This window comes from Sellimonas caecigallum, assembly GCF_019754295.1.
GTDB lineage: Bacteria > Bacillota > Clostridia > Lachnospirales > Lachnospiraceae > Sellimonas > Sellimonas caecigallum.
Genome location: NZ_VIRV01000010.1, coordinates 57,681 through 83,761 on the forward strand (window position 1 = coordinate 57,681; position 26,081 = coordinate 83,761).

Sequence of the window (26,081 nt, forward strand, 5' to 3'; positions counted from 1 at the left end):
GAAATCATTGAGATATGGGTTTACGACCGGAAGCTGTGCGGCAGCGGCGGCAAAAGCGGCGGCCTACATGCTCCTGACAGGAAGAACGAAAACAGAAATCATGATACAGACTCCAAAAGGGATCCCCTACTGCGCCAAAGTTCTTGATATCTGCAGGACAAATCGGGAAGTTTCCTGCGCGGTAGAAAAGGATGGCGGGGATGATCCGGATGTGACGACAGGTTCCCTTGTTTACGCCAAAGTTTCCATGAATCATGATGCGGGAGAAGCGACGCACAGTGAAGCGGAAGTAAAGATTGACGGAGGGCCTGGTGTCGGACGGGTTACAAGACCAGGTCTGGATCAGCCGATAGGCAATGCAGCCATCAATCGCGTCCCTAGATCCATGATCACATATGAGGTAAGGGAAGTCTGCCGAAGTGTCGATTTTCACGGATCACTCCAGGTGGAGATATCTGTCCCCGGCGGAGAAGCACTGGCTGCACGCACATTCAATCCAAGACTTGGTATTAAAGGGGGGATTTCGATCCTTGGAACGACCGGGATCGTGGAACCTATGAGCGAGCAGGCTCTTGTGGACACTATTTTGGTCGAACTTCGCCAACACCGTGCAATGGGAGAGGATTGTATTGCGGTATCTCCTGGAAACTATGGTTTAGATTATATGAAGCATACATATGGGTATGATCTGGATAAAAGTGTAAAATGCAGCAACTTCATCGGCGATACGATCGATATGACAGTAAAGTGCGGCTTTCAAAAAATGCTGCTGACAGGCCATATCGGGAAGCTGATTAAAATCTCGGGCGGTATCATGAACACGCATTCCAGAGAAGGGGACTGTCGGATGGAGCTTTTGGCGGCTGCCGCTCTTTTAGAAGGGGTGGATACAGAAACCGTTTGCCAGCTCCTTTCATGCGCAGTCACGGAGGAAGCGCTGCAGATCCTAAAAAAAACCGGGAAGCAAAATGCCGTGATGGAGCGGATTATGGAAAAAATCATGTTCTATCTGAATAAAAGGGCCGGACAAAACCTTCGGATAGAGTGTATCATGTACTCAAGCGAAGCAGGAGAACTGGCTGCCAGCAGCGGTGCCAAAGAATTGCTTCAGGAGATCATGAAAGAACATTGAGAAAAAGAAAAGGAGGAGACATATGGTATATTTTGTAGGAGCCGGAACAGGGGCACCAGATTTGATTACCGTGCGGGGAAAGCGATATCTGGAACAGGCGGATGTGATCATCTATGCGGGATCTCTTGTAAACCGTGAACTTCTCGACTATGCAAAAGAGGGATGCAGTATCTTTAACAGTGCCACGATGACACTGGAGGAAGTACTGGAGGTCATGGTGCAGGCAGAGGCAGATGGAAAAATGACAGTACGTCTGCACACGGGCGATCCAAGTGTCTATGGGGCTGTGCGGGAACAGATGGATCTTTTGGACGAAAAAGGGATTTCTTATGAGAGCTGTCCGGGAGTCAGCGCCTGCTTTGGCGCTGCTGCGTCGTTGAATCTTGAATATACGCTTCCAGGCATATCCCAGTCACTGATCATCACGCGGATGGAAGGGCGGACAAAAGTGCCGGAAAAAGAAAGCATTGAAAGTTTTGCAGCACACCAGGCTTCTATGGCCATCTATCTGAGCACCGGGCTTTTGGAAGAATTGGAGAAACGTCTGGTAAAAGGCGGATATGCGCCGGACACGCCGGCAGCTATCGTATACAAAGCAACATGGCCGGAAGAAGAAGCTCATATATGTACGGTATCTACCCTTGCCCGGACCGCTTCAGATCACAACATCACAAAAACAGCGCTGATTCTCGTAGGAAATGCAGTGGCGCATCGCCATTATGAGCGTTCCAGATTGTATGCGCCGGATTTCGAGACCGAATTCAGAGGAAAACGTCTATGAAGATCAGTGTCATCAGTTTTACGGAACAGGGAAAGCAGCTGGCGAGTCAGCTCAGAGAAAGCTTGAAAGACCACGAAGTTCGAATCTTTCAAAAGCCGGAGGAAGGACTGATCCCATGGGCCAAAAAACAGTTTGAAAACAAAAATGCCCTTGTGTTTGTAGGCGCCTGCGGAATCGCAGTCCGTGCCATCGCTCCCTTTGTAAAGGATAAATTGACAGACAGTCCTGTACTTGTGATGGACGAAAAAGGACAGTATGTGATTCCAATCCTGTCCGGCCATATGGGCGGGGCAAATGAACTTGCAGATCTGATTGCCTGCCGGATGCATCTCATCCCAGTCATCACGACAGCTACCGATATCCACCACAAGTTTTCCGTCGATCTGTTTGCAAAGCAGAATGATCTGCACATTGTAAACAAAGGCGGCATCGCAAAGATTTCTGCAAAAGTCCTGCGGGATGAGAGTGTGACGATTTCCATTGACGGAGGATCAGACCGAATACCAGATGAAACAGGACGGATACCCGAAGGATTGCAGATAGTCCCATATCCTCCGCAAACTGCTGCAGATATTGTGATCTCCTCGAAAGAAGATGTATGGGAACAGGCAGTTATGAAGCTGAAACCAAAAGAGTACATTTTGGGAATCGGATGTAAAAAAGGGAAATCAAAAGAGGATATCGGGACAATGATAAAAAAATGCATGGAGCATCTTGGCATTTCGGTATCCGATATAGCGGCAGTGGCTTCGATTGACCGAAAAAAGAATGAGACAGGAATCTGCCAGTGGACTTCGCAAAACCGGATTCCTTTTGTAACCTTTTCGGAAGAGGAACTTCGCCGTGTCAAGGGAAATTTTCACAGTTCGGATTTTGTGAAACAGACAGTCGGGGTCGACAACGTCTGCGAAAGAGCCGCTCTGGCTGCCTGCGGGGAAGGCGGGACATTGGTACTTGCAAAACAGGCAGAAAATGGAATTACAATTGCCGCGGCAAAGCGGATATGGACGATAGAATGGGCAGGAGGGAAACACGATGAAGCATGAAATATATATCACAGGTATCGGTCCTGGGGAGGAAAACATGATGACAGGTCAGGCTATTCAGGCTCTGGAGGAAAGTGATGTCATTGTAGGATATCCTCTTTATCTGAAACTTTTGGGCGATCGGTTTCAGGGAAAGGAATGTCTGTCCACACCTATGAGAAAGGAAGTGGACAGGTGCCGTATGGCCTATGAGAAGGCCATGGAGGGAAAAAAGGTTTGCTTGATCTGCAGCGGGGACGCCGGTGTCTATGGACTGGCTTCTCTGATGTACGAGCTTTCCGGCGAATACCCGGACTGTAAGCTTACCGTTATTCCTGGAGTTACAGCGGCAAACAGCGGGGCAGCAGTTCTCGGTGCGCCTCTGAACCACGATTTTTGCGTCATCAGTCTCTCTGATCTGTTAACCCCCTGGGAGCAGATAGAAAAGCGGCTTACTGCGGCAGTAGAAGGGGATTTTGCCATTGCCATCTACAATCCTGCCAGCAGAAAACGATCAGACTATCTTCAAAAGGCATGTGATATTCTGCTGAAAAAGGCATCCCCGGAAAGGGCCTGCGGATATGTGGAAAATATCGGAAGAGAGGGAACGAAAGTAGGCGTGTGTTCTTTGCAGGAACTTCGCAATCTGAAGGCCAATATGTTTACCACTGTATTCATCGGGAATTCGCAGTCTCTGATTCTGGATGGAAAACTCATCACGAAAAGAGGATACCGCCTATGAAACGGATTTTGATTTTTTCCGGTACAACAGAAGGAAGAAGATTGACGGAAATTCTGGCAAATGCAGGTGTACCTTCAGCCGTCTGTGTGGCTACCGAATACGGAAGCGAAGTTATGGATCCTCTGTCTGGCATTGAACTTTATCAGGGACGAATGGATCTGAATGCAATGGAGAACTTTATGAGGCAGGAGGATTTTCTTGCCGTAGTGGATGCAACCCATCCTTTTGCCACAGAAGTATCCCGCAATCTGAAGATGAGCGCCTCCATGGCGAGGATCCCTTATCTTCGTTTAAAACGGGAAACCGGACAGAATGCAGAAGGACGGGAAAACAGTCCTTTCCTTCAGTGTTACTTTGGAACAAATGAATCTTGCGCTAAAGCTCTCCTTTCCACGGAAGGAAACATTCTTCTTACAACAGGGAGCAAAGAACTTTTGACGTACTGTAAAGAAGCATCCCTGAAAGAGCGTCTTTACGTGCGCGTACTTCCAAGCGAAGAGAGCATCGCAGTATGCAGGGCAGCAGGATTAAAGGGAAAACAGATCATAGCTATGCAAGGGCCATTCTCTGAAGAAATGAACCTGGCATTGATCCGGCAGTATGAAATATGCCATCTTGTGACAAAAGAAACCGGAACTACAGGAGGATTTCCAGAGAAAGTATCAGCCGCCAAACAGGCGGGAATCCGTGTGCATGTCATCGGGAATCCAGAAAAGCAAGACGGGCTCTCTTTCCAGGAAGTGTGCGATAAGCTTTCATCCCTTACCGGCATATCTTTGTCCCCTAATATACACTTACATATTTCTCTGATCGGGATCGGAATGGGGGATTCTGGAACAAGGACACAGCTGGCCGAAAAACGGATCCAGGAAGCGGACTATCTATTTGGGGCCAAAAGACTTCTTTGCGGAATCAAAGAGCAGTATACCAACAAAAAACAGACTGCTGCCTACCCTTATTACACTGCGAAAGATATCCTGCCGGTCCTTACTGATATACTAAAAGAGAAGGAAATGCAATGTTATTGCGGAAAAAACATCCAGGCAGCTGTCCTTTTTTCTGGAGATACCGGTTTTTACAGCGGCAGCTGGAATCTTTACAAAGAACTGGAAGAATGGAAGAAAGGGCAAGAGGCGGATATTTCCATCCAGGTACTTCCCGGCATTTCCTCTGTCTCTTATTTTGCAGCGGCATGCAAAATCAGTTGGCAGGACGCAGTCATACGGAGTATCCATGGAAAAGGAGGGCGAAAGAACTGGGAAGCAGAAGTTCTCTCTGATATACGATATCATGAAAAACTCTTTCTTCTTGTCTCCGGAGTATCAGATGTACGAGAGGTAGGCCGTATACTGGTGGAAAATCATCTGCCCGGCTGTCGGATCTTCGTCGGTTTCCAGCTTTCCTACCCCGAAGAAACGGTCACGGAATACAATCCTGTACAGTGTACAAAGCTGAAAGAAGAAGGGCTGTACATTCTTGCTGTTTTAAATCCGCACTGTGAACAAAAATATCTTTCTCCTGCCAGACCGGATGAAGCGTTCGTCCGTGGAAAGGTTCCTATGACAAAAGAAACAGTGCGAAAACTTGCAGTCTGTACGTTGAAACTGACAGAGCATGCCATTGTTTACGATATTGGAAGTGGAACGGGATCTGTGGCTATGGAAATCGCAGAGCGTTCGGAAACAATCCAGGTGTATGCGCTGGAACAAAAAGACGAAGGAGTAGAATTGATCCGCCAGAACCGCGAAAAGTTTGCCCTTCCAAATGTACATATCGTGAAAGGACAGGCTCCGGAATGTTTCGAAAATCTCCCGGCTCCTACCCATGCCTTTATCGGAGGAAGCGGCGGAAGACTGGAGGAAATTCTCCGGAAACTTTATGAAAAGAACAGGAATATGAGGATCGTGATGACCGCGGTCACTTTGGAGACTATGGGAAAAATAGCAGAGATTCGGAAATACATGCCTATCAAAGAGGAGGAAATCCTGCATCTTCAAGTAAGCAAATCAAGATTTGCAGGAAGTTCTCATCTGATGCAGGCAGAAAATCCTATTTATATCTGTAGTTTTGATTTCAGCGGGGAGTAAAAAAGATGACGATGAAACAGAACATGCGCGGCATTATGATCGCCGCAGTAAAAAGCGGAAGCGGAAAGACGACGGTTACATGCGCCCTTTTAGAGGCACTGAAACAAAGAGGATGTCGTCCTGCTTCCTTTAAGTGCGGGCCGGACTATATCGATCCGATGTTTCACAAGACAGTGATCGATGTCCCTTCCTGCAACCTGGACAGTTTCTTTTGTGGAGAAGAACTGCTCCGGGAAATTTACTCGCAAAGAATGACAGACAACGGAATCGGAGTTGTGGAAGGAGTTATGGGACTTTTTGACGGGCTTGGAGGTGTCCATGAGGAAGGAAGCGCCTACCATGTCGCCTCCATTCTTCAGCTTCCGATTCTGCTGGTTGTTGACGCACATGGAATGGGACGGTCTATCCTTCCTTTGCTGGCAGGATTTCTTAAGTATGACAGAGAAAACCGGATAAAAGGAGTCATTTTAAATCGGACATCCCGGAATTTTTGCGAACGGATCGCACCTGTGATCGAAGCAGAGCTTTCTCTTCCGGTATTCGGATTTCTCCCAAATAAGAGTGAGCTAAAGCTGGAGAGCAGACATCTCGGACTGAAACTTCCGGAGGAGGTCAAAGATATCAAAAAACAGATTTGTGCGTCGGCTCATACACTGGAAGAATGCGTTGCTGTAGATCGAATCATAGAAATGTCGGATCTTGCAGGAAGCATTCCATGTTCAGATGATTCCCTTTCCAAATATGTGTCCCCTGTCTTATCTCAATCCCCAATCCGGATTGGAATTGCTTTGGACGAGGCATTTTGCTTTTACTATGAAGAAAACCTGAACCTTTTAAAAAAGCTGGGAGCGAAGCTCATCCCCTTTTCCCCTCTGCACGACTATGTGCTGCCAGAGCAGCTCGACGGGCTCCTTTTAGGCGGAGGGTATCCCGAGCTGCATGCAAAAAGGCTGGAAGAAAATGTGGCCATGCGATCATCCATCCGACAAGCCATCCAATCCGGGATGCCTTCTGTAGCAGAGTGCGGCGGTTTTCTGTATCTCCATGCAGCACTGGAAAATGACAAAGGGGAAACCTATGAGATGTGCAACGTGCTGCCGGGCAAATGTTTTTATGCCGGGAAACTTGTCCGCTTTGGCTATATCGAGCTGGCCGAAAAACAGCCCGTATTTTTGTCAAAAGGTTCGGTCATCAAAGGCCATGAGTTCCACTATTACGACAGCGAGACCAATGGATTGGATTGTACGGCAAGAAAACCTGCATCAGGAGTTTCCTTCGACTGTATCCACCAGGGACAGTGCCATTTTTGGGGATTTCCGCATCTGTATTATCCATCCAGCCCAGACTTTGCGGTACATTTTCTGGAAGAAGCGCGCAGATTTGGCAGAAGAAAAGAATAGAAAAGCAGTTGTACCCCGGTCTCAGCCCACCAAAATGAGAAGGCAGCAAGACCGGGGTACGACTTTATGATTTAAGGCCTTTTATTTGTCTCCATTCATCTTCTAAAATTGACATCAGTATGTCATCTGCATAAGCATTACCGTCTAAAACAGCATCCCGAAGGATTCCTTCTCTTTTAAATCCGGCTTTCAAGTATACTCGTTCTGCACGAGGATTGTATGAAAAAACGTTCAACTCCAATCTGTGCAATTTCAATTCTTCAAATGCAAAATCCCGGATTGTTTCAACAACCCATGTGCCAATTCCTTTTCCGCGCTTCGAAGAGTGAAAAAGTGCGATTCTGAAATTCGCGCACCGAAGTTTGAAATCCATTTCATTGATGACCGCTTCGCCCATAATTTGTCCATCCGGTTCAAGTACCAAAAACAGATAGTAGTTATCGTTCTGAATGGACGTTTCAAAAAAAGAAAATACCTCTTCCTTTGTGAAAACTTCCCTGCACCCTGTCAGGCGGGCAACTTCTTTATCAAGAGGATTATAATTCTGATTGTAATAATTTTCTGCATCTTCTTTTTTAGCAAAGTACAGTTTACAAGGGACTACACAGGGTAGGTATCTGACGGGAGGGGTGCCGCCAGTCAGATTTTCCATGTGATGTTCAAGCTGTCGCTTGTGGCGGCTATGGTGGTGATCATCAAATCCACCACACGCCGCTTGTCATCAAAAGATACATTCTCCCAGGTATCGAGGTAGCCGGAAATCTGGCTGACCTGTTCCGGGCTGATGGCCTCCACAGTCAACTCCGCTATCCTTGCCAGAAGTTCCTGCTTGCGCCCGTCCAGTTCCGCTATCTTCACATTCACATAGGAGAACAGGACATTGTTTGCCCCCGTCAGACTGTCCACCAGCTTTTCAATCTCGCTGTCTACATGGGCAAGTTCCACTTGCAGGGCGGTGATTTTCGGGTTTGCCTTTGCCGCTTTCTTTTTTCCTGTCAGCGTCTTGTAGCTTGCCAGCTTCTTTACCATCTGCTGATAAACAACCGCTTCCAGTTCCGAAGTGATGATTTTCCCACAGCCAGGACAGCTTTTATTGTCCAGCCGTTTCGTGCAGCGGAGATACTGTTTGCCGGAGGGATTGTAGATACTCATAAGAGCATACCCGCAATTCCCGCACTTGATTTTTCCTGCCAGCCATGTGTGGGTGGCTTTCCGGGCAGACTGGATTTTCATGTTGTTCATCAGCTTCTTGCGGCAGGTCAGCCAGGTGTCGGAGGGGACGATACCCTCATGGGGAGCCAGTACCAGCATTTGGTCTTTTAAGTCGTTTTTCTTGCTGGCCTTTACATCTCGCCCTTGATACAGATAGCAGCCGTTCATGCCCGTAAAATCGGCAACGTCATTGACAATGACTGTACCTTGACTTTTGAAAAATTCGTACACATCAAGGTCTGCCTGCACATAGACAGGATTGCGTAACATCTGCGCCAGCGTGGGGCGTATCAGCTCTTTGCCATGGAACAAAATCCCCTGTTCGGCAAAGTACCGGGTAATGTCCCCGTAGGAAGTTGTGGGCTGGGCGTACATCTCAAACATCAGCCGGATATTGGCCGCTTCCTCCGGGTTTACCACCAGCTTCTTTGTGTTGATACCGTCCATCTTGATAGGCTCCGTATGGAAGCCGTAAGGGGCTTTCCCGCCCATCTTAAAGCCCCGCTGACTGCGGGAGTAGTAAGCGTCCGTTACCCGCTTCTGTATCGTTTCCCGTTCAAGCTGGGCGAACACGATACAGATATTCAGCATGGCCCGTCCCATCGGCGTGGAGGTATCAAACTTTTCCGTAGAGGACACAAACTCCACATTGTACTGCTGGAACAGCTCCATCATGTTGGCAAAGTCCAGAATGGAACGGCTGATACGGTCGAGCTTGTAAACCACGACCTTTGCAATCAAGCCCCGCTTGATGTCCCGCACCAGTTCTTGAAACTTCGGACGGTCTGTGTTCTTGCCGCTGTACCCTTTGTCTGTGTATTCCTTGCAGTTACCGCCTTTCAACTCGTATTTGCAAAATTCAATCTGGCTTTCAATGGAAATGCTGTCCTTTTTGTCTACCGATTGTCTTGCATAGATTGCGTCTATCCGATTGTTCATATTGTCGCTCCTTTTCTTAAAAAAGAAACGGAGCTGCTGACAGTTCTATTATACCGCCAGCAGCCCCGCAAATCAATGATGGGTTTGGAAAACCTTATGTCCCGGCTTCCTCACTCTCCCGCTTGTCGGCGTACTTGCGGAACACCTCATAAAGCTGCTGTTCCAGTTCCCGGCGTTTGGCTGCTTCCTGTTCCGGCGTGAACACCGGGGAGAGATTTTCCAGTGTGATTTCCTTTCCCTGAAAAGTCACGATTTCGATTTCCTTTTTGTATCTGATATTACTTATAAGATCACCTTTCCTTTCCATGCTGCCGCTGTTGCCGTTTCAGTTCCGCTAAAATCTCCGGCGGGATACGGTCAACCAGCCGCCGCATATCGTCCAGTTCGCTTTTTAACTTCGCCCGTTCCATCGTGTCATTCATCTTGCCTTTTTCGCTGGCCTTTGCCCTGACTTCCAGCTTTTCATTTTCCGCTAACAAGTCATTGATTGTGACCTTGTATTTTTTCAGTTGCCCGGAGAAGTTCTCCATCTGCGGAAACCACTTTTTCAGCATAGAGAGGGCTTCCTCTTTCTTCTTTCCGGCGTTCAGCGGGGTAATGCCGGAGAGAACCGCTTCAATGGCCCTCGCCTGTTTGGAGAGGTTGACCGCCTGTTTGAACAGCCGGGTGGGGATATGCTTCCGGCCCGTCTTGCTGGCGCTTTCCCCACGCTCCAGGTCGGGGTACTGCTCCACCATACAGGCGTGAAAATCGTCCTGCCACTTCGTCAGATTGGCCCGGTTGCCGATAATTTCTTTGGCGCACAGGCGGTTGTCCTTTGTCAGCGGCACAAAGACCAAGTGCAGATGGGGCGTTTTTTCATCCATGTGTACCATAGCCGAAACGATGTTCTCCCGGCCCACCCGGTCAATGAGGAAGTCCGCCGCCCTCTGGAAGTAGGCCGCTATCTCCTTTGGGGACTTGCCCTTGAAAAACTCCGGGCTGGCGGTAATCAGCGTGTCCACAAACCGAGTGCTGTCCTTGCGGGTGCGGCATCTGGCCTGCTCGATGCGGCTCTGAATGAAATGGTAGTAGCGGCCATCCGGCTTGACGATGTGGAAATTGTACTTGCTCCGGCTGGTGTCAATGTCCGGGTTGCTGGCGTACTGCTCCTTTTTCCGTTCATGGTGGGCTTCCAGCGGCCCCGCCGGGTGGCCCTTGTGCTTCTCAAATCGCAAAATTGCGTGTTGTGCCATTGAACTCCTTTCCCCATTCCATTCCTTTCCGGCGGGTTTTCCCGCCGAAAATATCTCTGATAGGATTGGAATGGAATGAATGTAAATAGATGGTTTTAATCTCTGTATTTCTATATACCGTCAGATTTCCGTACTTCAAGAGGATTGATTTTCGTACTCGCCAAGTACGGTTTTCAGCCCTCCGGCGTACCATAACCGGATTTCTTGAAGTCGGTGTTTGGAACCGCTTCATAGGATTTCGGGTAAATGCGGTTGGGTTTTCCACAGCCCTGTTTCTGGATTTCCACCAGCCCCGCATACTGCAACTCCCGCAGGGTGTTGACCGCTTTCTGCCGCCCGCAGCGGAGCAAAGCGACCACCTCGCAGATGGGGTAGTACAGGTAGACCCGCCCGTACTCGTCCGCCCAGCCGTTCTTCCGGGACAACTCCGCCCGGCGCAGGACAAAGGCATACAGCACCTTCGCTTCGTTGCTCAAGGGCTGGAATGTGGGTGCTTCAAAAAGGAAATTGGGGAGCCGGGTGAAACTGAACGCCTTTTCCGGCTGGTGAATATAAATCGTGTTTGTCATAGCGTGTTTTGTGGACGGTTAGAGGCCCGTTTTCCGGGGCGAATGATAAATGATACCAGCCGCCCCGGTTGAGGGCTTGCGGAGCCTTGCAAATCAAGGCTTTTCCCGCTCTTAACTGTCCACAGCAGACCTCCTTTTCCGTTCACTTTCTGTTTTCTGCCGCCTGTGAACTCTGGCGGCGCAGTCCGGGCAGTATTTGCCCCGGTTGGACTTCGGGACGAACACACCGCCGCACTCCGCACAGCGTTTCAAGTCCCTGTCCCGGTAAATCTCCGCTTCCAGCGTCCTGTCCAGCGGCAAGACCGCCCAGCGGAACCACTTGCAGCAGACGGAGAACGAAATCATCTGCGGACAGGCGCAGGTGTCGCCATCGTCCAGCGCAAGGCAGTTTCCGTCCTCGCAGTTGCAGCACTCCCGGCGTATCAGGCCGCTGGCTCGTCTCTTCTGGGGCGGGGTTATGCGGTAGGGGGAGCCGTCCGGCCTGTGTTCCAGCGGCGGCAGGTGTTGATAGGGTCTTTTGCTCATGCGTCCCTCCGTTTTCTTTGGCGTGTTCTGTTTCCAAGGTGCTTGTCCATCGATGAACTATCCCAAGTCTACACCTTTTTGACCGCCTGTGCCGTATATCCAAGAGGTAGGAAATCAGCCTGAAAAACTCCCTATTTCCACGCTCTCGGATTTGTGATATAATCAAAAAAAGATAAAAGACAAATTCAGGTTTCTGGTCTTCTTGCACAAAATAAAGGAGGAGCTATTATGCAAATTGTTTATATTCCAAGCGAATCAATGTCTGTTCAAGGTAAAAAAGATGAAATCTATAAAAGATATGGGAAAGACTGGAATATTAGAGAACAGGGAGGAGGTAACGGAAATTGGTTGTTGACCAGAAAAAGTGATGTGCTTGTAGATGGAAAAAGTTATCGTACTTTTGTACTTGAACACTACGGTAAATCCAAGCTGACAGCGAAGCTTGTTGATAAATTTCGTGAAGATGTAGCAAATGGTAAAATAAAACTGTAAATGCCTATGCCGTTATGCTATGAGCATAGTACATAGCATAACGGCTTCTCTTTCGTTGAGCTAGCAAGGAGGGTGAATATGTCTTTATCCATACAAGAGCGATTAAAAGACCTACGTGTGGAGCGTGGCTTGACGCTGGGGCAGCTTGCGGAGCAGACCGGGCTTTCCAAGTCTGCGCTGGGCAGTTACGAAACGGAAGACTTCAAGGACATCAGCCACTATGCCCTTATCCGGCTGGCGAAGTTTTACGGTGTGACCGCTGATTATCTGCTGGGGCTGTCTGAAATGAAAAATCACCCAAACGCCGATCTTGCAGACCTGCGTTTGAGTGATGAAATGATTGACCTGCTGAAAAGCGGGAGGATAGACAATACCCTGCTGTGTGAGCTGGCGGCGCACCCGGATTTCCCCCGGCTGATGGCTGACCTTGAAATCTATGTGAACGGAACGGCACTGAAACAGGCGCAGGGTGCAAACGCCATAGTGGACACGATGAGCGCAACTGTTATAAAAAAGCATAATCCTGGCATGAGTGATACGCAGTTAAGACAGCTTATCACCGCCCATATTGATGAGGACGAGTTTTGCCGCTATGTGATACAACGGGACATAAACGGGATTGCCCTTGCTCTGCGGGAAACACACAAGGACGATTTTTTCAGCGTCCCAGAGGATAACCCGCTAAAAGAAATGCTGGAAACTGCTGGTGAAATCGTCAGCCAGGACAGCGACACGGAACAAGCGTACTTGGCGTTTATCTGCAAACGGCTCAAGCTGAATTTTAGGAAGCTGTCAGTAGAAGAACGGAAGTGGCTGAAAAAGATTGCGGAAAAATCCGACTTGCTGAAGAATCCAAAACCGCAGAGAGGACGAAGATAAAAAATGCCTGAACGGCGGTTCTGGTTTTTCAGAACCACCATCCAGGCATTTTGTTTAGTAATAGAAAAAGGTGCAGTTGATTATTGCGTATTGTCAATCTCTCTCAAACCGGGTAGTAAAAATACGGCAAGCGCAACGATGATAATGCCAATTCCGCAAATGACAAACCATTTCTCAACTCCCAGCCGCTCCGCCAGAGGCCCGGAAATGACAAGGCCAAACGGCATGGCGAGGGAAGCGGCGCTTGTCAGTAGAGAAAAAACTCTCCCCAGATATTCTGGTTTGACCGTTTCTTGAAAAATCGCATTTTGCACACCGTAAAATGGAGCGGAAATTCCCATAACAGTACAGCACACAACAAAGACAAGAAATGCGTCTGGCGGCAAAAGCCCGGAGAGCATATTGCTAACGCCCATCAGGAGAACGGAAAGACCGATGGTGTACCGCCGTTTCTTAAAACCGCCCCAAATGCTCAGAATGACTCCGCCAAGCAGCATACCAACCGCAAAAGCAATTTCAGCGGCAGAGGCATGGGCCGGTGTTCCTTTGAAGTATGACATACAGATGAGAGGAAAAAGCGTACTGATTGGCATATAAAAGAACATATAAATTACACCAATCCAGAGCAGAGCAAAGAGGCCCCTGTTTTGCTTTAATACCACATACCCCTCTTTCATATCCTGTAAAAACTGTTGTCTTTTCGTTTCTGGACATAGTTCAGGCGTTGGTATGGACGAAATCGCAACAGTCACACAGGCAAGGATTGCACCCACAATATCTAACAATATAATTGCATTAAGAGGCCAAACAGCATATAAAAACGCTGCGGCAGCTGGACTGATAATCGCACTTACTGCTTGCATGGTCTGCGTGTAACCAGCGCATTTTGTAAGTTCCTCTTTTGGCACAATCATAGGTGTTGCTGCGCTGAATGCTGGAGAATGAAAAGCAGTTCCCGCACTTCGGATTAACAGGACAACCATAATAGACCATACGGGCAATTCCATGTAAAACGCCACCAGCGCCAGAATACCGCCAGCGGCGGCAATTATCAAATCCGCACCAATCATTACGCTTTTACGGCTGTGCCGGTCAACAAAAGCACCTGCAAACGGGCCTAAACAGGCTTGCGGCAAAAATCCAATCAGTGTTGCCGCCGTCAATATGATTGCAGAATTAGTTTTCGCAACCAAATAAAAGATAATGGCCATTTGCAAAATACCGCTGCTAATAAAGGATATTGCTTGTCCGGCAAGAAGTGTAAAATAAGTTTTTCTCCATGAATTGTTGTTTTGGGTCATAATGCGAACCTCCTTTTTTATTGCATTGTTCCTTTGTTTCTGCAATAAAAAGCAGGCGTTGTCCCACAGAGAGGGCAGACGCCTGCATAACAACAAAGCACGAAAAAACACCACGATACAGTTCAAAGACTGCTCGTGTCAAACCTACGTGTTCCTTTGCATACGCACGCAAAAAAAGCCCACCATCATGTGGAAAGGTACTTCTACTTTTTATTGCTTATTAGCGTACACAAATTAACACACGTAAGCCTCCTTCCAATCTCAAACTGTCGCACAGTATAACACACATCCGATAGACTTGTCAACCATTTTTAACCTTGTTTTCCATCTTGTTTTTCCATCTCTTACGGGCAGTAGCAAAGCCAGGCGAGCCAGTCAACGGTCAAGATGAACGGCGCTTTCAGCGCCGCCGTTGACAGTCTCGCCCGTCTTTGCTAATGGGTAATCAAGGCGGGAAAGCCATTTTAGGGCTTTCCCGCCCATTTCAATTTTGGGAGAAGAAAGGCCCCAAAATGAACGAGTGCGGCCAAACACTTTTAGGGATTGGCCACCTTGTCCACCCATCCAGCGGGGCGGCGGGGAACGGTCAAGGCCGGGCGTCAGCCCATTCATTTCAGCCTTGACGGTTTCCTGCCGTCCTGCTACTTTTCCCGGAGTGTGGCCACACATCTGGTCACGGTGTCCAGAGCTTTGGGACTTTTTGTCCCATAGGCCGGGGGCGGAGGACGAGGGACGGGGGCTTTCATAATACGCCCTGTCTGCTGCTGAAATCAGCCCTTTGTTTCCGGCTTACCAGCCCCAAACAAAGCCCTGCTTTCCTGCCGCGTCAAATGCCCTTGCCCTCCCCGGCGGCAACGGTATTTTCAGGGCAACGCCGACAGAGCGTATAACACACTACACTTTGCTCCGCAAAGTCGTGTGCCAAATGGGGCGCTGCCCCCTTTGGAAACCCCCGCAACAAACAGGTGCTATGCACCCAGCCGGGAGCATAGCGCCGTTTGTTGTCAGCAGCCCGTTTCACGGTCTGCGTGTAGTTCCTTGTAAACTGACCTAAGTCTTATTAAAAATCCATTTTTTTGCCATGATTTATCTATTTTTGTCATTATATTCCTTCCTTTTCAGCTTTCGCTTTTGGCAGAACAAGACTTAACAACAAGGATACAACGAAGACTCCGGCAACAGCATTTCCATTAAATACATCGCCTACAACCTGTGGGAAAGCGGAAAAGAAGTTTCCGGAAGTCTGTGTCAGTCCGATCCCAATGCAGAAAGATAAGGATACAATGATCATCGTCCGATCGTCAAAAGTACATTCCTTCAGCATTTTCATTCCTTCGTATACGATGGATCCGAACATCATGACTGTGCATCCGCCAAGAACAGGCTGCGGCAAAGAGTTAAAAAAAGCTCCAAGCGGCGGAAAAAGTGATGCAAGAATCAGGATCAAAGCGCCCATGAAGATTGTAAAACGATTGATGACTCCAGTCATTGTGACAAGGCCGACATTTTGACTGAATGATGTCAGAGGAAGACACCCAAAGCATCCGGAGATTGCACTGGAAAATCCGTCTACGGCAAGGGATCCTTGCAGCTCTTTCATTTTAATATCACGATTCAGCGTTCCGGTGCAAACTGCAGTGGTGGCACCTGTGGTCTCTGCTGCTGAGACGAGGTAAACGATGGCAATTGTGAAGAAAGCTCCTATATTACAGTTTCAGACGGAGGACATGGAATCCGTGTATCTGATTCCCAGGACGAAGTGTACGTGGATAACTATGCTGGAATTGGGATTGTTGAAGATGCCCTCAGAACTATTCCGCAGCTTACTGCGCCGGAGCCAGGGAGCGAGATCCCTGTAAACAGTACGGAAGAACCGTCGGAACCGCAAGATCCAGGATCAGGGGCCGGCAGCTCGGAAGATGATCAGAAAGAACCGCCAAAGACAGATGATACAGCAAAGAACAATGACACAGCAGACAGACAGGAAAAAGCGCCGAAGACTGGAGATGAAGCGCCGGTTGAAGCTGCAGGGGCTGCAGCCATTTTGTCACTTGCGGTAATTGCAGCGATGTTTGGAACAAAAGCAAAACGGAAATAAATAGCAGCACTGCGGTGTTTTTTGCCAAGACGCAAAAAAAGTACAAGAAAAAGCCTTTCGAGGTTCTGGAATATCACAGACCTCGAAAGGCTTTTTGTTACAGCCATTTGCTGTCTATTTCCTCTTTTAGTTCACAGAACATTGGATAGAAAAAAGACTTTGCCTGGGAGATAATTTCCAAAGCAATTTTTTCATTGTATGAATGCGAGACATTGTTACGCTCCTGCAAGGCACGGAGCCACAATTCTTCGTCTTTAATCATGCCGGCCTGGTAAGCAGTTTTCAGAATGATTTTGGGGGAACCTGTTGCACTGGCTTCATAACCATGTGCAGAAAGAATTTCCTTCATCATTTTCCATGACTGCTCGAAGCATATTTCATACAATCCGACCAGACCGGTAAGAATAACAGTATCATCATAAGGTTCGCTGTATTTATATATTTGTTTCATATTCGATAAAGCAGAACAAAAGTTATCGTATTTTTTCATAGAGTGTTTTTCCCTCCCTTTGTATAGATTCACGTAATTCGGGCTGCATTGTCCGTTCCAGATCAACAATATCATATTTTAGCAATGTGGAAGTTTCTTCATCTACATCTAAAGCAAAACGGGCGATATTTCCTCCGCTTACTGCCAGATCAATATCGCTTGTAGGTTTAAAATCTCCCCTCGCACGAGAACCGAATAGAATGACCTTTTGGATTCCATATTTTTCTGCAAAACTGCAGATTTCATCTAAAACGGTCTGGCGTATTCCTGTATTAGCCGTTAGTTTTTCAGAAGAAGACGTCTTTAAAATTTCAGTCATTGTTCTGTGCTCCTTTTTTATTTCATCATAACATAGAAGAATAGAAATTGGAAAACAAAATAGTGGAATGTAAATTTTTTTCTGATTTCTCGCAAGAGAGGGCAATCCACTTGAAGTCCTTCCCTAAAAAGGATATAATAAACCCGATTATTCGTATTTGAAATGTACAAATAATGGAGGTTAGAAATTGCGAAAACTAGCATTAAGTGATGAAATACTATTAAAGGTTGAGAAACCCGCCCGGTACATTGGGAACGAGGTAAACTCGGTAATGAAAGACAAGGAAAAGGTGGATATCCGCTTTGCCATGTGCTTCCCCGACGTCTATGAAATCGGCATGTCCCATCTCGGAATTCAGATTTTATATGATATGTTTAACCGTCGGGAAGATGTATGGTGCGAGCGGGTATATTCTCCGTGGACAGATCTGGATAAGATCATGCGGGAGGAGAAGATTCCTCTTTTTGCACTGGAATCCCAGGATCCGATAAAGGAATTCGATTTTCTCGGAATTACCCTGCAGTATGAGATGTGTTACACAAATATCCTGCAGATCCTGGATCTGTCGCAAATTCCGCTCTTTGCAAAAGATCGGTCTGAGGAGGATCCTATCGTCATTGGAGGAGGCCCTTGTGCAGTCAACCCAGAGCCTATTGCAGACTTTTTTGATCTGTTTTATGTCGGGGAAGGGGAGACCCAGTACGATGCTCTTTTAGAGGCTTATAAAGAGAATCGCAGATGCGGCGGCAGCAGAAAAGATTTCCTGCAGATGGCGGCCAAAATTGAGGGTATTTACGTTCCACAGTTTTATGATGCTGTTTACAATGAAGACGGAACACTGAAAAGCTTTGTGCCAAATGATCCTCATGCGAAGGAGAAGATTCGGCGCCAGGTTGTTGTTGATATGGACAAGGTCTCTTATCCTACGAAACCGGTCGTTCCGTTCATCAAAGTGACACAAGACCGTGTGGTATTGGAGGTCATGCGCGGGTGCATCCGTGGATGCCGGTTCTGCCAGGCAGGGATGATCTATCGTCCTACCCGTGAAAAAAATTTGGAGACGTTAAAGAAGTATGCAAGTGAGATGCTGAAAAGTACTGGACATGAAGAAATCTCTCTGAGTTCCTTAAGTTCCAGCGATTTTTCCGAACTGAAGGGTATTGTCACTTATCTGATCGACGAATTCAAGGGAAAAGGGATCAACATCTCTCTTCCATCTCTGCGGATTGACGCATTTTCTCTGGATGTTATGAGCAAAGTCCAGGATATCCGAAAGAGCAGCCTTACTTTCGCACCGGAAGCCGGTTCCCAGAGAATGCGAAATGTCATCAATAAAGGACTTACAGAAGAGATGATCCTGGAAGGTGCCGGAAAAGCATTTGAGGGAGGATGGAATAAAGTCAAGCTCTACTTCATGCTTGGTCTTCCGACGGAGACGGAAGAAGACATGAAGGAAATCCCGCGTCTTGCGGACAAAGTGGCGAGAAGATACTATGAAATCCCGAAAGACAAAAGAAACGGGAAATGTCAGATCACGTTCAGTACCTCATTCTTTATACCAAAACCATTTACCCCATTCCAGTGGGCGAAAATGTATACGATGGATGAATATATTCACAGAGCTCATGTGGTCAATCAGGAGATGAAAGAACAGCTGAACCGGAAAAGCCTGAAATACAACTGGCACGAAGCAGATGTAACTGTTCTGGAAGGAGTATTTGCCAGAGGAGACAGAAGAACATCTAAAGTCCTTCTGGAAGCTTACCGTCTTGGGTGCCTCTTTGATTCGTGGAGCGAGCAGTTTGACAATAAAAAGTGGATGCAGGCTTTTGAAAATACCGGGACAGACATCGCATTTTACACAATGCGGGAAAGAGGAAAAAAAGAACTTTTCCCGTGGGATTTTATCGATGCTGGGGTAACAAAATCCTTCCTTTACCGTGAGTGGGAGCGCGCGATGCGCGGCGAAGTCACACCAAACTGCAGGGAAAAGTGTTCTGCATGCGGTGCAATGTGTTACGAAGGAGGTGTCTGCTTTGAAGGCAAGAATTAAATTCCGAAAATACGGAGTCATGAAATATATCGGACATCTGGACGTGATGCGGTATTTCCAGAAAGCGATGAGGCGGGCAGAGATTCCGATCGCTTTCACACAAGGATTCAGCCCTCATATGATCATGTCCTTTGCCAATCCTCTTGGAGTAGGACTTACAAGTGACGGAGAATACTTTGATATTGAGTTGAAGGAACCAATTTCATCTGAAGATGCAGTAAGACAGCTCAACGAAGCGATGGTAGACGGGATGGAAGTCGTAAGTTTCGTGCAGATCCCGGATGAAAAGAAAGCTACTGGAATGGCTATTATTGAAGCGGCAGATTATTTGTCAATTCCAAAGAAAGAAGGAATTCTGTTTTCAAATGAAGATCTTGCGTCCTTCCTTTCTCAGACAGAAATACTCGTCCTGAAACAGACGAAAAAAAGTGAAAAGGAAGTCAACATTCGGCCGTGGATCCACAAAATGGAGATGCGCGGAAACGATATTTTTATGCAGGTTTCAGCCGGAAGCGCAGCCAATCTGAAGCCGGAACTTGTCATAAAATCCCTTCTTCATTTCCTCTGTAAAAAAGAGACTGAAACGGATTTTTACTATCACAGGATCGAAAATTACGCTCGTCTGGAAGACGGAAAGCTGATTCCTCTGGATGGACTTGGAACAAAGATCGAAGGATAGGAGATGACGACAACATGGAACGAAAAGCAGTGGCCGCCTACGTGAAAGATCATCCGTTTCTTTTTGTCATAGAGGATGGCCGCGTGGCGGAAATCCATCCTATCGGCAGCAAAAAGGACACGTGTGTTGTCGGGGAGATCTATATCGGAAAAGTCAAAAAAGTTCTTCCGAACATTCAGGCAGCATTTATCGAAATACGTCCAGGAATGGAGTGTTACTGTGCTCTCTCTGATGCGAAACAAGGTTTTTTTACCTGCAAAGCCGGCAAAAAGCCTCTATGTGTGGGAGATGAGCTGGTAGTACAGGTCAAAAAAGAAGCTGCCGGGACAAAACAGCCTGCTGTCACAGCAAATATCTCTTTACAGGGAGCGTACTGTATTCTGTCTTTGACGGACCAGGCTCTTGGAGTATCGGCAAAGATCGAAAAAAAGAAAAGGGAAGAAATCCGTACTTGGCTTTCTGAATGTGCGGACACTTCGTTTGGAATTATCGTGCGCACCAATGCTGCGGCCCTTACAAAAGAAGAGCTCCTTCTGGACATCAGAAAACAGGAGCAGAGTTTTCAAACTCTTCTGGATAAGGCAAAGACAAGGACTTGTTTTACATGCCTAAAAAAAGCCGGATTCCCAGGAAGCGCCGCCCTTCTTGGTCTGAATGAAGAGACACTTACTTCTTTGATCGTGGAAGATCCCAACCTTTATGAAAGTTTCCGCTCCTATCTGGAATCGGAGAGACCCAAACTTCTTGACCGGCTGATGCGTTACGAAGATGCCCTTCTTCCCCTTCATAAACTTTATAGTCTGGAGAAAGAACTGGAGCGAGCCTTATCTGAAAAAATATGGATGAAATCAGGCGCCTACCTTGTCATTCAGCCAACTGAGGCATTGACTGTCATAGACGTCAATTCCGGAAAAGCTATCGCCGGAAAGAACGAGCAGTATCTCAATATCAATCTTGAGGCCGCCAAGGAGGCGGCGCACCAAATACGGCTCCGCAATCTTTCTGGCATTATCCTTATCGACTTTATCAATCTTTCCGGGGAGGATGAGCGAAAGGCTCTCCTTTCAGCAATGCGCGCGGCCGTCGCATCTGATTCTGTCAAGACAGATGTTATAGACATTACCAAATTGGAGTTGATGGAGATCACACGCAGAAAAGCAAATGTGCCGCTTTCAGAAGCGGTAAGGAAAGCAGGAACAAAAAAATGAGCAAAAAAGAACTGAAAACAAACGCCATGCGGATTCTTGACCGGATGAAAATCCCATACGAATACCAGACGTATGAGTGTGAAAATTTCGAGGACGGCATCGCTACCGCCAACCAGCTGTCACTTCCGCACGAAGAAGTATATAAGACACTGGTAACCCAAGCAAAAAGCGGTTCCCACTATGTGTTCGTCATTCCCATCGAGGAGGAGATCGATTTCAAAAAGGCGGCAAAAGCAGTCGGAGAAAAATCACTGGAAATGCTGCCCGTGAAGGAGTTGACATCTCTCACGGGCTATGTCAGAGGCGGCTGCACTGCCATTGGAATGAAGAAGCAGTTTCCGACCATCATTCAGGAAGATGCAGCATCTCTTGAGACAATCTATGTAAGCGGCGGGAAGCTGGGAATGCAGCTGAGACTTTCTCCGGAAGGCCTCAGAAAGGCGGCTTCGGCTTCTTTCGGAGACGTGATCCGGAAAGAAAAGTAGAAAAAATGAGATTTTTGTTGAAATCCAGACTTTATCATAGTAAAGTAATACGTAACGAAGAAAAGGAGAACAGATATTCATGAACATACCAATAGAAACTTGTGATACCGTAATCTTCGATCTTGGAAATGTTCTTGTAAGGTACGATTGGAAAAACTGCCTTCAGAAATTTGGGTATGCCCCGGATGTGTACGATGCTGTGGCAAAGGCTGTTTTTTTAAGTCCTACTTGGCAGGAGGGCGATCGCGGTACATATGGAAAAGAAGACTGGTGTGACGCATTTGTAAAAAATGCGCCAAAGTATGAAAAGGAGATACGAGAAGTCTACCGTCATCTCGGGGAGACGATCCTTTCTACGGACTATACAGATGCTTTGATCCGGTATTTTAAAGAAAAAGGGTACGCTCTTTACTATCTGTCCAATTACTCTGAAGAGGTTTTCGAACAGTCAAAAGACACTCTGAAATTTCTGAATGAGTTTGACGGGGGCGTTTTTTCCTGGCAGGCAAAGCAGATGAAGCCGGATCCGTCCATCTACCAGACACTCCTTCGCAAGTATAAACTTGCGCCAGAACGCTCTCTGTTTTTTGACGATCTGCAGGCCAATGTGGATGCGGCGTGCCGAGAGGGAATACATGGGATTGTATTTACACCATCTGTTGCTCTTGAAATCCTTCGAAAATAATGCAGAGGAGATTGTAACTATGCAGAAAGTGGTAAAATTCGGCGGCAGCTCCCTGGCGAGCGCGTCTCAGTTTAAAAAAGCAGGCGATATCGTCCGTGCAGAGAAATCCAGACGCTATGTCGTTCCGTCTGCACCTGGCAAGCGGGATTCCAGAGACACGAAGATCACAGATATGCTGTATAGATGCTATGGAAAAGCGGAAAGAGGCGAGGACTATACAAAAGAATGGGCGTTTATCCGATCGCGTTTTGACGAGATCATCGGAGGGCTTTCTCTCAGCCTGTCTTTAGACGAAGAATTTGACGAAATACAGACGCAATTTAAGAAGAAGGCAGGAAAAGACTACGCTGCATCCAGAGGAGAATTTTTAAATGGTATCATCATGGCTGCTTATCTTGGATTTGAGTTTATTGATGCGGCAAACGTGATCTTTTTTGACAAAACCGGACACCTGGATGAAGAAAAGACAAATGAAGCTCTCGCCGAGCGGTTGAAAGAGTGCAAATATGCGGTCATTCCTGGATTTTACGGGAGCGATCCGGATGGAAATGTAACCACTTTTTCCAGAGGAGGATCGGATATTACCGGATCTCTTGTGGCGAAGGCCGTTCACGCTGATCTTTACGAGAACTGGACGGATGTTTCCGGATTTCTGGTTGCAGATCCGCGGATTATCAAAGATCCTGAAGTGATCGAGACGATCACATATCGGGAACTCAGAGAATTGTCCTATATGGGTGCCACAGTACTCCACGAAGATGCAATCTTCCCAGTAAGAAAAGAAGGAATACCGATCAACATCCGCAACACAAACAAACCGGAAGACCCTGGGACTCTGATCGTAGAGGATACCTGCCGGCATCCTCGCTTTACGATTACCGGAATAGCCGGAAAGAAGGGGTTTGCTTCTGTGACTATCGATAAAGCTATGATGAACGCTGAAGTGGGATTTTGCCGGAAGATACTTCAGGTATTCGAGGAAAACGATGTGTCCATCGAGCACATGCCGTCCGGTATCGATACCATGACCGTCTTCTTCCATCAGGATGAATTTGAGAGCAAAGAGCAGCGTGTGCTGGCCGGTATCCACCGCGTGGCGGAACCGGATTTCATTGAGCTGGAATCGGATCTTGCACTTATTGCCGTTGTGGGTCGTGGGATGAGACAGACTCGCGGCACTTCCGGACGGATTTTTGCTGCGCTTTCTCACGCCAATGTCAATGTCAAAATGATCGATCAGGGTTCCAGTGAACTGAACATCATTATCGGTGTACGGTGCAACGACTTTGAAAGCGCTATCAAGGCAATCTACGATATTTTTGTAACAACACAGTTATAAACACATATGACATTAAAGAGGTTTTAAAATGAATATTTTATTTTTCCTTAAGCCAAAGGCAGATCTGGCTTATATCTACGATTATCACACTGTTCGTCAGGCTATGGAGATCATGGAGCATTATAAATATTCCTGCGTCCCGATTCTGAACCGTGATGGAAAATATCTGGGGACCATTACGGAAGGGGATCTCCTGTGGGGACTGAAGAAAAACGGAATTACTAATATGAGACAAATAGAAAGTACAGCAGTTATGAAAATCCAACGGAGATTCGACTACAAGCCGGTTAGTATCGAATCAGATATGGAAGATCTCGTCAAACGGTCCATGGAACAGAATTTCGTACCAGTGGAAGATGATGACCACAATTTCATCGGTATTGTTACGAGGAGAGATATCATTGGATATCTCAATGACCAGGTAAAAGGACGGCAGAAATAATATGATTGATTTTCACACACATGTATTTCCAGAGAAGATCGTAGACAAAACGATATCGTTCCTTGAAAATCAATGTGGAGGACAAGCTTATCTCCGTGGAACTGCGGATGCCCTGGTATCGTCAATGAATGAGGCTGGTATCGGCATTTCGGTTGTACTTCCGGTTGTCACAAGGTCGGAACAGTTTGATTCCATCAACCGTTTTGCTCTCTCCCTTACGGAAATAACAGATGGACGGCTGCTCTCTTTTGGAGGCATCCATCCGGACAACGATCATCCGAAAGAACGGATCAAAGAGCTGAAGGCTAACGGAATAAAAGGGATCAAACTCCACCCTGACTACCAGGAGACAAGATTTGATGATATCCGTTATAAGCGCATCGTGGATGCCGCTTCCGAACTTGGTCTCATCGTCAGTGTTCACGCAGGGCTTGATCCGGGGTATCCGGACTTTGTCCACTGTACACCACGGATGGCCGCACATGTCATTGATGAGACAGCGCCGGAGAAACTTGTGCTTGCCCATATGGGAGGGTTTATGCGGTGGAATGAGACGGAGGAGCTCCTCATTGGAAAAAACGTTTACTTTGATACCGCCGTCTGTTTTGGAAAGATACCAAAAGAGCAGCTTCTGCGCATGATACAGACACATGGAGCAGAACGAATTCTCTTTGCCACGGATTCCCCGTGGGGAGACCAGAAGGAATTCGTATCTTATTTACAGTCTCTTCCTCTGGAGGCGGAGACGAGGAAACAAATTTCGGAAGAAAATGCAAAAAAATTATTGGGAATCTCTTGATTTTTCCCGAAAGTCATGCTAGTATATACGAGTATGCCGCACGGCGAGGTTTCAAAGTTCCTTTTGGGACACCACAGCCGGCGAGTAATGATAATAGGAGGTGCCATATGTACGCAATTATAGCAACAGGTGGTAAACAGTACAAAGTAGCTGAAGGCGATATCATTAAGGTTGAAAAGCTTGGAGCAGAAGCTGGTACGACTTACACATTTGACCAGGTTCTCGCAGTGAGCAATGACGGACTGAAAGTTGGTAATCCGACAGTAGCAGGCGCAACTGTAGAAGCTTCTGTACTTGGAGACGGTAAAGCAAAAAAAGTTATCGTTTACAAATACAAACCGAAGACAGGTTACCACAAAAAGAACGGTCACAGACAGCAGTACACAGCTGTTAAAATCGAAAAAATCAATGCTTAATCCACATGATTAAGATTACGATTTATCAGAATGTCAAAAAAGAGTATGTCGGATTCCAGACAGAAGGACATGCAGGATATGCCGAGTCCGGCGAAGATATTGTATGTGCTTCCGTGTCTGTACTTGTCATCAATACGATCAATTCGATTGAACGGCTTACCGAGGACAGCGCATCTGTCCAGTCTGAAGAAGACAGCGGCATGATAAAGTACAGATTTGAGAAGACGCCTTCCAGGGAAGCGACATTGCTGTTTTCTGCCATGGTCCTTGGTCTGAAAGATATGGCAGAAGACGAAGAGTACAGCAAATATATTGATTTGAGATTTAGGGAGGTGTAAACCATGATGAAATTAAACCTTCAGTTTTTCGCTCATAAAAAAGGGGTTGGTTCTACAAAGAACGGTCGTGACTCCGAATCCAAGAGACTTGGTGCGAAAAGAGCAGACGGACAGTTTGTAAAAGCTGGAAACATCCTTTACAGACAGCGTGGAACAAAGATCCATCCGGGTCTTAACGTAGGACGCGGCGGAGATGATACACTGTTCGCTACAGCAGACGGTGTTGTCAGATTCGAAAGAAAAGGAAGAGACAAGAAACAGGTTTCTGTTTATCCTGTAGCTGAATAGCAGGCATCAGTCGATTTTCGTGTTTTTTCACGGGAAGGTCTTAATAATAGGCTTCAAATCTTCTTGGTTTGAAGCCTTGTTTTTTACCTCCAACATCTATATAATTAACTATGACACAAGCAG

Annotated in this window: 29 protein-coding genes and 1 pseudogene; 20 read left to right on the forward strand and 10 right to left on the reverse strand. The window is 47.0% G+C overall.

The window, feature by feature from the left end; translation table 11 throughout:
- Positions 1–7 precede the first annotated feature (7 nt).
- Genes cbiD through FLB61_RS08205 form a run of 6 tightly spaced genes read left to right on the forward strand, consistent with a single transcriptional unit; the run spans position 8 to position 7,167 of the window.
- A complete protein-coding gene (gene cbiD, locus FLB61_RS08180; protein WP_221919870.1) occupies positions 8–1,132 on the forward strand; it encodes a cobalt-precorrin-5B (C(1))-methyltransferase CbiD in 1,125 nt (374 codons plus the stop codon).
- Between the two features lie 22 nt (positions 1,133–1,154).
- Positions 1,155–1,913 carry a precorrin-4 C(11)-methyltransferase gene (gene cobM / locus FLB61_RS08185; protein WP_221919849.1) on the forward strand — a complete coding sequence of 253 codons (759 nt, stop codon included), beginning with the start codon at positions 1,155–1,157 and terminating at the stop codon, positions 1,911–1,913.
- Complete coding sequence (locus FLB61_RS08190; protein ID WP_221919850.1) at positions 1,910–2,959, forward strand: cobalt-precorrin 5A hydrolase; 1,050 nt, start codon at positions 1,910–1,912, stop codon at positions 2,957–2,959. Before cobM ends, FLB61_RS08190 begins: the two co-directional genes overlap by 4 nt.
- A complete protein-coding gene (cobJ, locus tag FLB61_RS08195; RefSeq protein WP_221919851.1) occupies positions 2,949–3,680 on the forward strand; it encodes a precorrin-3B C(17)-methyltransferase in 732 nt (243 codons plus the stop codon). Before FLB61_RS08190 ends, cobJ begins: the two co-directional genes overlap by 11 nt.
- Entirely contained in the window at positions 3,677–5,767 is a 2,091-nt protein-coding gene (gene cobK / locus FLB61_RS08200) for a precorrin-6A reductase (protein ID WP_221919852.1), read from the forward strand. Before cobJ ends, cobK begins: the two co-directional genes overlap by 4 nt.
- Before the next feature lie 5 nt (positions 5,768–5,772).
- Entirely contained in the window at positions 5,773–7,167 is a 1,395-nt protein-coding gene (locus FLB61_RS08205; protein WP_330625540.1) for a cobyrinate a,c-diamide synthase, read from the forward strand.
- Positions 7,168–7,231: 64 nt separating this feature from the next.
- On the opposite strand, the gene FLB61_RS08210 is transcribed toward FLB61_RS08205, so the two are convergent.
- From FLB61_RS08210 to FLB61_RS08235, 6 genes are all read right to left on the reverse strand, one after another.
- Positions 7,232–7,819, reverse strand: a complete 588-nt coding sequence (locus FLB61_RS08210; RefSeq protein WP_221919853.1) for a GNAT family N-acetyltransferase — start codon at positions 7,817–7,819, stop codon at positions 7,232–7,234.
- Positions 7,807–9,318: a recombinase family protein gene (locus FLB61_RS08215; protein ID WP_002575864.1), complete on the reverse strand. Its 1,512-nt coding sequence runs from the start codon at positions 9,316–9,318 to the stop codon at positions 7,807–7,809. Before FLB61_RS08215 ends, FLB61_RS08210 begins: the two co-directional genes overlap by 13 nt.
- 94 nt (positions 9,319–9,412) lie before the next feature.
- The gene (locus FLB61_RS08220; protein ID WP_002575863.1) at positions 9,413–9,568 is read right to left on the reverse strand and encodes a hypothetical protein; all 156 of its coding nucleotides are present in this window, start codon (positions 9,566–9,568) and stop codon (positions 9,413–9,415) included.
- Positions 9,569–9,608: 40 nt separating this feature from the next.
- On the reverse strand, positions 9,609–10,553 hold the full coding sequence (mobV, locus tag FLB61_RS08225) for a MobV family relaxase (RefSeq protein WP_002575862.1): 945 nt from the start codon (positions 10,551–10,553) through the stop codon (positions 9,609–9,611).
- 173 nt (positions 10,554–10,726) lie between these two features.
- The gene (locus tag FLB61_RS08230) at positions 10,727–11,122 is read right to left on the reverse strand and encodes a replication initiator protein A (protein ID WP_002575861.1); all 396 of its coding nucleotides are present in this window, start codon (positions 11,120–11,122) and stop codon (positions 10,727–10,729) included.
- Between the two features lie 111 nt (positions 11,123–11,233).
- Positions 11,234–11,647 (reverse strand): cysteine-rich VLP domain-containing protein, encoded by a 414-nt coding sequence (locus FLB61_RS08235; protein ID WP_002575860.1) that lies wholly within the window; start codon positions 11,645–11,647, stop codon positions 11,234–11,236.
- Positions 11,648–11,875: 228 nt separating this feature from the next.
- Here FLB61_RS08235 and FLB61_RS08240 point away from each other — a divergent pair, with 228 nt between their 5' ends.
- Positions 11,876–12,139 carry a hypothetical protein gene (locus tag FLB61_RS08240; RefSeq protein WP_002575859.1) on the forward strand — a complete coding sequence of 88 codons (264 nt, stop codon included), beginning with the start codon at positions 11,876–11,878 and terminating at the stop codon, positions 12,137–12,139.
- Between the two features lie 78 nt (positions 12,140–12,217).
- Entirely contained in the window at positions 12,218–13,018 is an 801-nt protein-coding gene (locus FLB61_RS08245; RefSeq protein ID WP_002575858.1) for a helix-turn-helix domain-containing protein, read from the forward strand.
- A gap of 80 nt (positions 13,019–13,098) precedes the next feature.
- On the opposite strand, the gene FLB61_RS08250 is transcribed toward FLB61_RS08245, so the two are convergent.
- Complete coding sequence (locus FLB61_RS08250) at positions 13,099–14,319, reverse strand: MFS transporter (protein ID WP_002584949.1); 1,221 nt, start codon at positions 14,317–14,319, stop codon at positions 13,099–13,101.
- Positions 14,320–15,421: 1,102 nt separating this feature from the next.
- Positions 15,422–16,027: pseudogene (locus FLB61_RS08255) on the reverse strand (solute carrier family 23 protein); the annotation flags it as partial.
- Between the two features lie 57 nt (positions 16,028–16,084).
- Here FLB61_RS08255 and FLB61_RS08260 point away from each other — a divergent pair.
- Positions 16,085–16,417, forward strand: coding sequence for a hypothetical protein (locus tag FLB61_RS08260; RefSeq protein WP_221919854.1), 333 nt, complete (start codon positions 16,085–16,087; stop codon positions 16,415–16,417).
- Positions 16,418–16,514: 97 nt separating this feature from the next.
- On the opposite strand, the gene FLB61_RS08265 is transcribed toward FLB61_RS08260, so the two are convergent.
- On the reverse strand, positions 16,515–16,907 hold the full coding sequence (locus tag FLB61_RS08265) for an HI0074 family nucleotidyltransferase substrate-binding subunit (protein WP_087200586.1): 393 nt from the start codon (positions 16,905–16,907) through the stop codon (positions 16,515–16,517).
- Positions 16,891–17,226 carry a nucleotidyltransferase family protein gene (locus FLB61_RS08270; protein ID WP_221919855.1) on the reverse strand — a complete coding sequence of 112 codons (336 nt, stop codon included), beginning with the start codon at positions 17,224–17,226 and terminating at the stop codon, positions 16,891–16,893. The genes FLB61_RS08265 and FLB61_RS08270 overlap by 17 nt, the downstream gene beginning before the upstream one ends.
- 187 nt (positions 17,227–17,413) lie before the next feature.
- On the opposite strand from FLB61_RS08270, the gene FLB61_RS08275 reads away from it, so the two are divergent.
- The 11 genes from FLB61_RS08275 (at position 17,414) to rpmA (ending at position 25,958) form a co-directional block, all read left to right on the forward strand.
- On the forward strand, positions 17,414–19,279 hold the full coding sequence (locus FLB61_RS08275; RefSeq protein WP_221919856.1) for a TIGR03960 family B12-binding radical SAM protein: 1,866 nt from the start codon (positions 17,414–17,416) through the stop codon (positions 19,277–19,279).
- Positions 19,263–19,958, forward strand: a complete 696-nt coding sequence (locus tag FLB61_RS08280; RefSeq protein WP_221919857.1) for a TIGR03936 family radical SAM-associated protein — start codon at positions 19,263–19,265, stop codon at positions 19,956–19,958. Before FLB61_RS08275 ends, FLB61_RS08280 begins: the two co-directional genes overlap by 17 nt.
- 14 nt (positions 19,959–19,972) lie before the next feature.
- Positions 19,973–21,166, forward strand: a complete 1,194-nt coding sequence (locus FLB61_RS08285; RefSeq protein WP_221919858.1) for a ribonuclease E/G — start codon at positions 19,973–19,975, stop codon at positions 21,164–21,166.
- Complete coding sequence (ybaK, locus tag FLB61_RS08290) at positions 21,163–21,651, forward strand: Cys-tRNA(Pro) deacylase (RefSeq protein ID WP_221919859.1); 489 nt, start codon at positions 21,163–21,165, stop codon at positions 21,649–21,651. The genes FLB61_RS08285 and ybaK overlap by 4 nt, the downstream gene beginning before the upstream one ends.
- Before the next feature lie 79 nt (positions 21,652–21,730).
- Positions 21,731–22,336 carry an HAD family hydrolase gene (locus FLB61_RS08295; RefSeq protein ID WP_221919860.1) on the forward strand — a complete coding sequence of 202 codons (606 nt, stop codon included), beginning with the start codon at positions 21,731–21,733 and terminating at the stop codon, positions 22,334–22,336.
- A gap of 19 nt (positions 22,337–22,355) precedes the next feature.
- The gene (locus FLB61_RS08300) at positions 22,356–23,675 is read left to right on the forward strand and encodes an aspartate kinase (protein ID WP_221919861.1); all 1,320 of its coding nucleotides are present in this window, start codon (positions 22,356–22,358) and stop codon (positions 23,673–23,675) included.
- Between the two features lie 28 nt (positions 23,676–23,703).
- Complete coding sequence (locus FLB61_RS08305) at positions 23,704–24,117, forward strand: CBS domain-containing protein (protein WP_087200570.1); 414 nt, start codon at positions 23,704–23,706, stop codon at positions 24,115–24,117.
- A 1-nt stretch (position 24,118) separates the two neighbouring features.
- Entirely contained in the window at positions 24,119–24,916 is a 798-nt protein-coding gene (locus FLB61_RS08310) for an amidohydrolase family protein (RefSeq protein WP_221919862.1), read from the forward strand.
- A 107-nt stretch (positions 24,917–25,023) separates the two neighbouring features.
- The gene (gene rplU, locus FLB61_RS08315) at positions 25,024–25,332 is read left to right on the forward strand and encodes a 50S ribosomal protein L21 (RefSeq protein ID WP_087200566.1); all 309 of its coding nucleotides are present in this window, start codon (positions 25,024–25,026) and stop codon (positions 25,330–25,332) included.
- Positions 25,333–25,337: 5 nt separating this feature from the next.
- Positions 25,338–25,670: a ribosomal-processing cysteine protease Prp gene (locus FLB61_RS08320; protein WP_221919863.1), complete on the forward strand. Its 333-nt coding sequence runs from the start codon at positions 25,338–25,340 to the stop codon at positions 25,668–25,670.
- 3 nt (positions 25,671–25,673) lie between these two features.
- On the forward strand, positions 25,674–25,958 hold the full coding sequence (rpmA, locus tag FLB61_RS08325) for a 50S ribosomal protein L27 (protein ID WP_087200561.1): 285 nt from the start codon (positions 25,674–25,676) through the stop codon (positions 25,956–25,958).
- Positions 25,959–26,081 lie beyond the last annotated feature (123 nt).

Coding starts and splice junctions, on each gene's coding strand:
- cobM (WP_221919849.1), top strand. CDS start 1,155: ATGGTATATTTTGTAGGAGCCGGAACAGGGGCACCAGATTTGATTACC.
- FLB61_RS08190 (WP_221919850.1), top strand. CDS start 1,910: ATGAAGATCAGTGTCATCAGTTTTACGGAACAGGGAAAGCAGCTGGCG.
- cobJ (WP_221919851.1), top strand. CDS start 2,949: ATGAAGCATGAAATATATATCACAGGTATCGGTCCTGGGGAGGAAAAC.
- cobK (WP_221919852.1), top strand. CDS start 3,677: ATGAAACGGATTTTGATTTTTTCCGGTACAACAGAAGGAAGAAGATTG.
- FLB61_RS08205 (WP_330625540.1), top strand. CDS start 5,773: ATGACGATGAAACAGAACATGCGCGGCATTATGATCGCCGCAGTAAAA.
- FLB61_RS08210 (WP_221919853.1), bottom strand. CDS start 7,819: ATGGAAAATCTGACTGGCGGCACCCCTCCCGTCAGATACCTACCCTGT.
- FLB61_RS08215 (WP_002575864.1), bottom strand. CDS start 9,318: ATGAACAATCGGATAGACGCAATCTATGCAAGACAATCGGTAGACAAA.
- mobV (WP_002575862.1), bottom strand. CDS start 10,553: ATGGCACAACACGCAATTTTGCGATTTGAGAAGCACAAGGGCCACCCG.
- FLB61_RS08230 (WP_002575861.1), bottom strand. CDS start 11,122: ATGACAAACACGATTTATATTCACCAGCCGGAAAAGGCGTTCAGTTTC.
- FLB61_RS08235 (WP_002575860.1), bottom strand. CDS start 11,647: ATGAGCAAAAGACCCTATCAACACCTGCCGCCGCTGGAACACAGGCCG.
- FLB61_RS08240 (WP_002575859.1), top strand. CDS start 11,876: ATGCAAATTGTTTATATTCCAAGCGAATCAATGTCTGTTCAAGGTAAA.
- FLB61_RS08245 (WP_002575858.1), top strand. CDS start 12,218: ATGTCTTTATCCATACAAGAGCGATTAAAAGACCTACGTGTGGAGCGT.
- FLB61_RS08250 (WP_002584949.1), bottom strand. CDS start 14,319: ATGACCCAAAACAACAATTCATGGAGAAAAACTTATTTTACACTTCTT.
- FLB61_RS08265 (WP_087200586.1), bottom strand. CDS start 16,907: ATGAAAAAATACGATAACTTTTGTTCTGCTTTATCGAATATGAAACAA.
- FLB61_RS08270 (WP_221919855.1), bottom strand. CDS start 17,226: ATGACTGAAATTTTAAAGACGTCTTCTTCTGAAAAACTAACGGCTAAT.
- FLB61_RS08285 (WP_221919858.1), top strand. CDS start 19,973: ATGGAACGAAAAGCAGTGGCCGCCTACGTGAAAGATCATCCGTTTCTT.
- ybaK (WP_221919859.1), top strand. CDS start 21,163: ATGAGCAAAAAAGAACTGAAAACAAACGCCATGCGGATTCTTGACCGG.
- FLB61_RS08295 (WP_221919860.1), top strand. CDS start 21,731: ATGAACATACCAATAGAAACTTGTGATACCGTAATCTTCGATCTTGGA.
- FLB61_RS08300 (WP_221919861.1), top strand. CDS start 22,356: ATGCAGAAAGTGGTAAAATTCGGCGGCAGCTCCCTGGCGAGCGCGTCT.
- FLB61_RS08305 (WP_087200570.1), top strand. CDS start 23,704: ATGAATATTTTATTTTTCCTTAAGCCAAAGGCAGATCTGGCTTATATC.
- FLB61_RS08310 (WP_221919862.1), top strand. CDS start 24,119: ATGATTGATTTTCACACACATGTATTTCCAGAGAAGATCGTAGACAAA.
- rplU (WP_087200566.1), top strand. CDS start 25,024: ATGTACGCAATTATAGCAACAGGTGGTAAACAGTACAAAGTAGCTGAA.
- FLB61_RS08320 (WP_221919863.1), top strand. CDS start 25,338: ATGATTAAGATTACGATTTATCAGAATGTCAAAAAAGAGTATGTCGGA.
- rpmA (WP_087200561.1), top strand. CDS start 25,674: ATGATGAAATTAAACCTTCAGTTTTTCGCTCATAAAAAAGGGGTTGGT.